Raw genomic sequence first — 9,076 nt, 5'->3', positions numbered from 1 at the left:
TTTGTGAGGTTTGTGAGGTTTGTGAGGTTTGTGAGGTTTGTGAGGTTTGTGAGGTTTGTGAGGTTTGTGAGGTTTGTAAGGTTTGTAAGGTTTGTAAGGTTTGTGAGGTTTGTGAGGTTTGTGAGGTTTGTGAGGTTTGTAAGGTTTGTGAGGTTTGTTCGTTGTTGGTTGTTCGTTGTTGGTTGTTCGTTGTTGGTTGTTCGTTGTTGGTTGTTCGTTGTGGTGAGATGCTCAACCTCACAACGAGCAAACCGAACAAACCTCACAACAAGCAAACCGAACAAACCTCACAAAGAGCAAGCCTCACAAAGAGCAAACCGAACAAACCTCACAACGAGCAAACCGAACAAACCTCACAAAGAGCAAGCCTCACAAAGAGCAAGCCTCACAAAAAGCAAGCCTCACAAAGAGCAAACCGAACAAACCTCACAACAAGCAAACCGAACAAGCCTCACAAAGAGCAAACCACACAAAGAGCAAACCACACAAAGAGCAAACCTCACAAAGAGCGAGCCTCACAAAGAGCAAACCACACAAAGAGCAAACATCACAAAGAGCAAACCGAACAAACCTCACAACGAGCAAACCGAACAAACCTCACAAAGAGCGAGCCTCACAAACCTCACAAAGAGCAAACCTCACAAAGAGCGAGCCTCACAAAGAGCAAACCACACAACCAACCAACTATTTTCTTCTAAATTCATCCGGAGCGATGCCGATGTGTTTTTTAAAGAATCTCGAAAAATAGGAGTTGTCTTTAAAATTTAGCTGATAGGCAATTTCACTAGCGGACAAATTAGTATGGATGAGTAGGCGCTTGCATTCAATCAGAATTCGATCGCGTATCATGTCGCCAGCGGATTTATTTTTTATTTTTTGACATAGTGCATTGAGGTAGTTCGGTGTTACCAGTAAAACCTTAGCGTATTCTTTGGGGAATCGATATTCATAAAAATGTTTGTCAATCAGAGACTCAAAGGCTTTAACGAGTTCATTGGACTTGACATTATTGCTGTTGTTTGATTCTGCCTTGTCAATTTCTTTCTGACATAGCAATAATATTTCCAACAAATAAGCGCGAACTAAATTTAGGTATTCTCCATTTTCTGTTTCGTATTCGTCGTGCATGCGGTCCATCGTTTCTTGTACCCATTCGCTGAGTTCGTATTTTAATTCGAGCAAATGATGGGAAGTGAATCGCTTATAATAGGGTAAGTTGTGCACAAATAAATGATCAGAAACAAATTGCGTGATAAAACTAGGAGTAAAACTCAAGAGGTATCCCTGTGTTGTTGTGTTGTAGGTCCAGCTGTGTTGTTGCCACGTATTTAAGAAAATAACATCTCCTTGTTTTACCTCGTACGCTTGTAAATCAATGTATTGAATTCCCGTTCCTCCTGTGATATAAATCACCTGAAAAAAATCGTTTTTATGCATTTTAGTCGTATAATTTCCCGTTCGCATTAGACTGTGGTGCAATTTGGTAATGATGAATTCTTTTTTTTCTCCTTTAGCCGTAAATAATCCTTGCTTGTTTAAATCCCTACTATACATTTGATTTTTATTTTTTGCAGGCTAAAGTTATATTTTATACTTTAATTAGGGTATTTTATTGCGGACTTTAGTATTTATTTATAAAAACCATGCAAAATATGCTTGTTTTTGGTGTAATTATTATTTGATTTTTGTATTAAAATATTATAATTATTTGTAGGATACAATAAATCAAAAAGACCGCTCTTTCAAAAGCTGAAAGTAGCGGTCTTTTTTTTAACAAACTAAACCAATCGTTTGTTTTCCTTAGAAAACATATTCGTTAGCTTCTATTGCTTTATTAGCAATAGATTCGCGTAGTGCATTTAGATTTGGAAGATTCACATACTTTGTAAATCTTCTTAATCCCATGAGCATGATGCGTTGTTCATCCCCTTCAGCGAAGGAAGCGATTCCCTCTTTTCCTTTTTGGGCAACAATGTCAACCGCATGGTATAAGTAGAGCTGAGCCATAGCTATTTCTTCTTGAACATTTTGTTGTCCTTTGTTTTTTGCTAATTTTTCAGTTCGCAAGATGGCGCTTTCTGCCATATAAATTTCGATCATCATATCCGCAGCAGCCATCATGAGTGCTTGGTGTTTTTCTAAATCGGGACCAAATTTCTGAACGGCACTTCCAGCAACCATTAAAAAGGCTTTTTTCAGCTTTTCAATCATTTCTTTTTCTTCCGTAAACAGTTCAGTGTAATCTGGTGTATCAAAGCTTGGGATACTCATCAATTCATCTGCTACTTGCATGGCAGGAGTTAACAAGTCTACATGTCCTTTCATTGCTTTTTTGATGAGCATTCCAACAGCAAGCATGCGGTTAATTTCGTTCGTTCCTTCGTATATACGAGAAATACGAGCATCTCTCCAAGCACTTTCCATTGGTGTGTCTTCTGAGAATCCCATTCCTCCAAAAATTTGGATTCCCTCGTCCGTACAAGCTTGTACATCTTCAGAAACCGCTACTTTTAGGATTGAACACTCAATAGCAAATTCTTCTACTCCTTTTAACTCAGCTTCTTGATGCGTATTACCTTCGGCGATGCGTTGGTTGATTCGCTTTTCAATGCTACCCGCAGCACGGTAAGAGGCAGATTCACCTACATAAGCATTCGTTACCATTTCAGCAATTTTCGTGCGTATTGCACCGAAAGAAGAAATAGGAACTTTAAATTGAATGCGTTCATTGGCATATTTGATTGCTTCTGTAATTAATCGACGTTGTGAATCTAAACAAGCAGCAGCTAATTTAATACGGCCAACGTTTAACGCGTTCATAGCGATTTTAAAGCCATTTCCACGCTCAGAAAGCATATTCTCAACCGGTACTTTGGTGTTGTTGAAGAATACCTGACGGGTAGAAGAAGCTCTAATTCCCAATTTGTGTTCTTCTTCTCCTAGAGAAATACCGTTCGAAGGATCGTTCTCAACAATAAATCCCGTGATGTTTTTATCGTCTTCAATACGAGCAAAAACGATAAAAACGTTGCAGAATCCCGCATTGGAAATCCACATTTTTTGTCCTGTGATCGAGTAGTGTTTCCCATCTTCAGAGAGAACCGCCTTTGTTTTTCCTGAATTGGCATCCGATCCCGCATCAGGTTCTGTTAAACAATACGCACCAAACCACTCACCACTAGCTAGTTTAGGAACGTATTTCTTCTTTTGTTCTTCATTTCCGTATAAAGTGATTGGCATCGTTCCGATTCCCGTATGCGCTCCGAACGCAGTAGAGAAGGAGCCAGTTGCACCAGAAATATAGTCGCAAACCAACATCGTCGATACGAATCCCATCTCTAGTCCACCGTAAGCCTCAGGAACCGCTACACCTAAAAGACCTAGCTCACCTGCTTTTTGCATACATTCTTTGGTGAACGCATAATCTTTATTTTCAAAGCGATTTTTATTCGGCCAAATTTCCTTATCGATGAATTCTTTTACCGAATCACGCATCATGCGTTGCTCTTCTGAAAAATCTTCAGGAGTAAAGATATTTTCACTCAGTGTTTCTTTTATTAAGTATTGACCTCCTCTTGTTATAGCTGTATTCATGATTTATTTTTTTATGGTTAATTGTTGATTATAGCAATTCGTATATTCCAGCGGCTCCTTGACCTGTTCCCACGCACATGGTTACCATTCCATATTTAGCCCCTCGACGTTTCATTTCGTCAAATAGCTGAACAGATAGTTTCGCACCTGTACATCCTAGTGGATGTCCTAGCGCAATAGCACCACCATTAACATTGACGATGTTTGGATCAATACCCAACGCTCTAATAACCGCTAGAGATTGTGAAGCAAAAGCCTCATTTAATTCAATTAAATCGATGTCTTTTAGCTGTAATCCCGCTTGTTTTAATGCTTTGGGAATTGCTTTAATCGGTCCAATTCCCATAATTCTTGGTTCAACACCAGCTGCCGCATAGTTCACCATACGCGCAATCGGCTCGATATTGAGTTCTTTGACCATTTCTTCAGACATGACCATAACAAAAGCAGCACCATCACTCATTTGAGAAGAGTTTCCAGCCGTTACAGATCCATCTGCTGCAAATACAGGTCTAAGTTTTGATAAAGCCTCAACAGAAGTACCTTTACGCGGTCCTTCATCTTGTGTTACGGTATACGATTTGCTTTCTCTCTTTCCCTTTTCGTTGACAAATACTTCATCTACTGTGATGGGAACGATCTGATCTGAAAATTTCCCTTCCGCTTGCGCTTTTAGCGCTTTCATATGCGATTGAAAAGCAAATTCATCTTGATCCGCACGAGAAACCTTAAATTCATTCGCAACAGCCTCCGCTGTCAGTCCCATTCCCCAATAGTAGTCTTCATGTCCAGCTTTAGCTACTCCGTAATCTGGTGTTGGTTTATATCCTCCCATGGGAATATAGCTCATACTTTCAGCACCACCAGCGATGATACAATCCGCCATGCCAGCTTGAATTTTGGCAACCGCCATTCCGATGGTTTCGATTCCAGAAGCACAATAACGGTTTACGGTAACCCCTGGTACATCATCTACTTTTAATCCCATCAAAGAGATTAAGCGTCCCATATTTAAGCCTTGTTCCGCCTCAGGCATTGCATTTCCTACCATGACATCATCAATGCGAGATTTGTCAAATTCAGGAAGCGCATTCATTAAATATTCTATGGTTTCCGCTGCTAGCTCATCGGGTCTTTTAAAGCGAAAAACACCACGAGGAGCCTTACCTACAGCTGTTCGATATCCTTTTACTATATATGCAGTTTTCATGTTTCAGTAATTAGTAGTTAATTAGTTTCTCAAAGGTTTACCTGTTTTCAGCATATGTTGAATACGCTCTAAGGTTTTGCGTTCTCCACATAGGGATAAGAAAGCTTCACGTTCTAAGTCGAGTAAGTATTGTTCTGAAACCAACGTAGCTTCAGACAAATCTCCACCTGCCATCACATAAGCCAATTTATTGGCAATTTTGTGATCGTGTTCTGAAATATACTTACCAGCCATCATACTATCTGTTCCAACGTAGAACATACCCAAAGCTTGACGGCCTAATACTTTAATATCTTTGCGTTTAACAGGTTGTGTGTAGCCCGCTTGTGCTAGAACTAAAGCTTCGCGTTTCGCCTGTGCCAATTGCAAGTCTTTGTTCACTACCACACTATCTTTTCCTCTTTGTAGGATGTTGTAGTCAAACGCTTCTTCCGCTGAAGTAGCAACTTTGGCCATTCCGATCGTCAAGAAATGCTCTTGAAGCGTATTGAGCTCTACATCGTTTTTGCGATATAAATCCGATGCTCTTAAAGTCATTTCCTTAGAACCACCACCACCAGGGATTAATCCAACACCAAACTCTACCAATCCAATATACGTTTCTGCAGCAGCTACAACTTTATCGGCGTGTAAACTCAACTCACATCCACCACCAAAAGTCATCCCGTGCGGAGCAGCTACAACTGGAATAGCAGAGTAGCGCATCTTCATCATAGTATCTTGGAACATTTTAATTGCGATGTTAAGTTCATCCCAATCTTGTTCCGCTGCCATCATAAAGATCATCATTAAATTCGCTCCAACAGAGAAGTTTGAACCTTGATTTCCTACGACTAATCCTTCGAAATCATTTTCCGCAATTTCGACTGCTTTGTTTAACCCAGCCAAAACACCTCCGCCAATGGTATTCATCTTGGAGTGAAACTCTAAGTTTACAATTCCATCGCCTAAGTCGAGTAGGGTAGCTTCACTATTGCCCCATACTTTATTGGTGTTTCGAATGTTGTTTAGTATAATAAAAGCATCTTGTCCTGGAATAGCATCGAATGTTTTACTTTCTTGATTATAGAACAATTTTTTGCCGTTTTCAAGCTTGTAAAAACTTGTTGCTCCTGTTGCGGCTAAGTCTTTCACCCATTGTGCAACGTGGTAGCCTTCTTTTTCAACTAAGTCAATACCCTTTTGTAACCCCAATATATCCCATGTTTCAAATGGACCATATTTCCAGGCATAACCTGTACGCATGGCATCGTCAATAGAGAAAAGTGTATCAGTAATTTCAGGTACACGTTGAGAAACATAAGCAAATAAAGAAGCGAAGTGCTTGCGAATTAATTGCCCTGCTTTTCCTGTATCTGCTAAGAGCACTGACCATTTAGCCTTTGTGCCACCTGCTTGATTCGCCGTTTCGATTGCTTCGATTTTAGTACGCTCCAGAGGTCTATAGGTTAAGGTGTTTAGGTCAAGGGCAAAGCGATTGGTTTTCCCTTCTTTATCCACTTCCTTGTAGTAGAATCCCTTTTTGGTTTTATCCCCTAAGAACTTATTTTCCAATAAGAAATTCAGTGCATTATTGTCCTTAACTTCTTGAATCATCGCATCAGCAGGACAGTTTTGTTTCAATCCCATTGTTACGTTGATTGCCGTGTCTAATCCAACTAAATCACCCAATTTGAATGTTCCAGTTTTAGGACGACCTAAGAAAGAACCCGTTAACGTATCCGCTTCTTCAATTGTTAATCCAATTTCTTGCGTGAGTTGCATCACCATAGCCATGGAGTACACCCCAATTCTATTTCCGATAAACCCAGGGGTATCCTTACATAAAACAGGAGTCTTACCTAAGAATAAACGCGCGTAATCTTGGAAAAAAGAAATAACAGCTGGAGTTGTATGTGGCCCAGGAATAATTTCAAATAAAGGCAAATAACGAGGTGGGTTAAAGAAGTGTGTCCCGCAGAAGTGTTGTTGGAAATCCTCTGAACGTCCTTCAACGAGTAACTTCATCGGAATTCCTGATGTATTTGAAGTGATTAAAGTGCCTGGTTTTCTGTGTTTTTCGATATTCTCAAAGACTGATTGCTTAATGTCTAATCGCTCTACAACGACTTCAATAATCCAATCTACATCTTTGATATTTGCTAAATCGTCTTCAAGGTTTCCTACCGTAATACGGTCGGCAAAGCGAGGCGTATAGATAGGAGCAGGTTTAGATTTTAATGCGTTGGTCAAGTGCGTTTGCGCAATTTTATTGCGAATTGCTCGATCTTCTAAGGTTAACCCTTTTTTCTCTTCTTCCGGAGTTAAAGCATGGGGAACAATATCCATTAACAATACCTCAACACCAATATTGGCAAAATGACATGCAATAGCCGATCCCATAACACCAGAACCGATCACAGCCACTTTTTTAATTCTTCTTTTCATATGTTTATATAATTCCTGTGGTTAATACTACGTTGTTGCGGTCTACTGAACTTACTTCTTGGAATCAAAAATTGCTTTGTCAGCAATGAGTTGATTGATCGTTTCAGTAACCTTAATAAAATTGTCGATTTCCTCCTCCGTTATGTGTTTGCGAATTGTATCGTTAAAACGCTTGACTTTTTCTTTGGAAAGTTCCCTTTTTTCAAGTCCTAACGGTGTCAGCTTTATAATAACCCCACGGCCATCGTGTGGGTTTTTCTCTCTCGTAATTAATCCTTTTTCCTCCATTTTCTTCAGCGTACGTGTTAAACTCGTCGCTTCCATGCCCATATTAGGACCTAATAGAGTAGAAGGTGTACCATTCTTATCAATACTCAAAAGAGCAAAAGCTAAAGACATGGTTGCATCGTATTTCGAAGCTTCTTCATTGTACATTCTAGCCACAGCCTGCCAAGTCGCTCTTAAAGTATAGTCAATTGTTTTGTCCTTCATTTCAAGTTGGTTAAACTCAAATATAGTAAAAATATAATATGCACGCATACTATTGTGGGAAATATTTTTTACGTTCCCTTTATTTTACCTCAACAAAGACTAAAACAAAGAACATAAGTCCTTCTAAGTTAAGGATTTATTTTTAAATCTGTGGGGTTCAATGCTGATAAAAAAGGGCGTATTTTGCAAGGGAAGTTGAAAAAAGATAAAAAATAAAGGATAAAAAAGCCCAAAAAATAAAGCGTTGGACTTATAAAGAGTATCTTTGGATCATTAGTTTAACAGGGTTGTGAAACAACGAAATTTTTTTTAGAGATGAATTCAAGTCGTTTTTCTTTCATAAGAACGTCTAAAACGTATTTGCCACAGTACGATGTATTATTAGAAAAAGTTTATGCCTATAGTGTTTGGCCTGAGTTTATTGTACAGGACAAAGTGAATATTAAATATTGGGAGGAGCTCTATGTTGATTTTCCTTTGTATCAATTTTTTTTACTTGATGGACAAGAAGTGGTAGGCAATGGCAATTGTGTGCCCTTGAGTTTGACTGATGAAGAGCTGAATAATCTTCCTGATGAAGGCTGGGACTGGGCTTTAGAACGCGCTTTTCTAGATAAACAAGCAGGCAAAAAACCTACGGTACTCTGTGCTTTGCAGATTGGTATCAATCCTGCATATCAAGGACAGGGAATCAGCAAGCAGCTGATTGCTTTTATGAAGGCTATTGCCAAGGAACAACAATTAGATGCGTTTATCTTGCCTTTGCGACCTACTAAAAAGCATCAATACCCGTTACAAGACATGGAAAATTATGTGCAGTGGACCAATAAAGAAGGGTTGCCCTTTGATCCGTGGATTCGCACACATTGCAAGAATGGAGCTGAAATTGTAAAGGTATGTACCAAAGCTATGTTTGTTGAAGGTAGTGTACAGGAATGGGAACAATGGACCAACTACTCGTTTCAAGCCTCTGGCTCCTATGTTATCGACTTTGCGTTGAATCCTATAGAGATCGACTTAGAACGCAATAGGGGAACGTATGTCGAACCCAATGTTTGGATGAAATACAACGTAAGATAGTAAAAGAGATCTGCTTTTTAGTAGATCTTTTTTTTATGGAAGAAGAGAGAAGAGAGAGGAAATCGAAACGTAGCGTAAATCGAAACGTAGCGTAAATCGGAGCGAAGCGTAAATCGGAGCGAAGCGTAGATTCATCGAACACCAAAACCAATATCAACTAGGTGAGATATATTCATCGAACACCAAAACCAATATAAACTAGGTGAGATATATTCATCGAACACGAAAACCAATATGAACTAGGTGAGATATATTCATTGAATACAAAACCAA

At 39.3% G+C, this 9,076-nt stretch carries 7 protein-coding genes; 1 reads left to right on the top strand and 6 read right to left on the bottom strand.

The features are described 5' to 3' along the window. The 6 genes from ACPDG9_RS15525 to ACPDG9_RS15500 form a co-directional block, all read right to left on the bottom strand. Nucleotides 1-235 (bottom strand): hypothetical protein (locus tag ACPDG9_RS15525; protein ID WP_430528617.1); only part of this gene is annotated, 235 nt, incomplete at its 3' end. Between the two features lie 449 nt (nucleotides 236-684). Beyond that, nucleotides 685-1,554, bottom strand: a complete 870-nt coding sequence (locus ACPDG9_RS15520) for a helix-turn-helix domain-containing protein (protein WP_430528616.1) — start codon at nucleotides 1,552-1,554, stop codon at nucleotides 685-687. A 246-nt stretch (nucleotides 1,555-1,800) separates the two neighbouring features. After that, nucleotides 1,801-3,594, bottom strand: a complete 1,794-nt coding sequence (locus ACPDG9_RS15515) for an acyl-CoA dehydrogenase family protein (protein ID WP_430528615.1) — start codon at nucleotides 3,592-3,594, stop codon at nucleotides 1,801-1,803. Between the two features lie 28 nt (nucleotides 3,595-3,622). Then, nucleotides 3,623-4,804 (bottom strand): acetyl-CoA C-acyltransferase, encoded by a 1,182-nt coding sequence (locus tag ACPDG9_RS15510; RefSeq protein ID WP_430528614.1) that lies wholly within the window; start codon nucleotides 4,802-4,804, stop codon nucleotides 3,623-3,625. Between the two features lie 21 nt (nucleotides 4,805-4,825). Beyond that, nucleotides 4,826-7,231, bottom strand: coding sequence for a 3-hydroxyacyl-CoA dehydrogenase/enoyl-CoA hydratase family protein (locus ACPDG9_RS15505; RefSeq protein WP_430528613.1), 2,406 nt, complete (start codon nucleotides 7,229-7,231; stop codon nucleotides 4,826-4,828). Nucleotides 7,232-7,282: 51 nt separating this feature from the next. After that, nucleotides 7,283-7,723: a MarR family winged helix-turn-helix transcriptional regulator gene (locus ACPDG9_RS15500; protein WP_430528612.1), complete on the bottom strand. Its 441-nt coding sequence runs from the start codon at nucleotides 7,721-7,723 to the stop codon at nucleotides 7,283-7,285. A gap of 315 nt (nucleotides 7,724-8,038) precedes the next feature. Here ACPDG9_RS15500 and ACPDG9_RS15495 point away from each other — a divergent pair, with 315 nt between their 5' ends. Beyond that, a complete protein-coding gene (locus ACPDG9_RS15495; protein WP_430528611.1) occupies nucleotides 8,039-8,803 on the top strand; it encodes a GNAT family N-acetyltransferase in 765 nt (254 codons plus the stop codon). Nucleotides 8,804-9,076: the final 273 nt, after the last annotated feature.

The sequence above is a fragment of the Myroides sp. C6-3 genome (assembly GCF_050522425.1).
Taxonomy (GTDB): Bacteria; Bacteroidota; Bacteroidia; order Flavobacteriales; family Flavobacteriaceae; genus Flavobacterium.
This window is presented reverse-complemented; position numbering and strand designations above follow the sequence as displayed.